Origin of the sequence: Mesorhizobium sp. M8A.F.Ca.ET.207.01.1.1, assembly GCF_004794715.1 — a bacterium.
GTDB lineage: Bacteria > Pseudomonadota > Alphaproteobacteria > Rhizobiales > Rhizobiaceae > Mesorhizobium.
This window is the reverse complement of sequence record NZ_SRUS01000140.1, coordinates 1-404: the sequence shown is the minus strand read 5'-3', so window position 1 is coordinate 404 and position 404 is coordinate 1. Positions and strand designations below refer to the sequence as shown.

Annotated in this window: 1 pseudogene; it reads right to left on the bottom strand. The window is 71.3% G+C overall.

The annotated features are described in order from the left end of the window. Positions 1 to 77: 77 nt before the first annotated feature. Positions 78 to 404, bottom strand: a pseudogene (locus EN850_RS33880) (flagellar M-ring protein FliF); the annotation flags it as partial.

The window sequence follows — 404 nt, the reverse complement described above, 5'->3', positions numbered from 1 at the left end:
GTCGCGGCGTGGCTGGCATGCGGGGCCTGCGAGCCGAAATCGGGCAGGAGATCGAAGAGGGCTGCCGAGACCATGGCCTAACCCACGGCTTCCGGGGCGGCCGCCCATTTGCGCAGAATCTGCGCGGTGCGCTCCTCATTGAGGTCGACCATGCGGGCAAGCCGCTCCTGCGGCGCCGGCCGGATCTTCTGGCGCAGATCATCGAGCGGGGTTGCGCCGGCGCGCGCCCCGGGCAGGGGGCCGGCCGGGGTCTCGGCGGTGATCGCGGCAACCGGCGCGTCTGGCGTCGGCAGCGAGCGTTGCACGTCGTCGAAGCTTGGGCCGGCAATGGCCGCGGGCTTTGCCGATGCCGTCAGCGCGGTGGCCATCGGCTTCAGGCCGAAGAAGGCAACCAGGAAAACGAC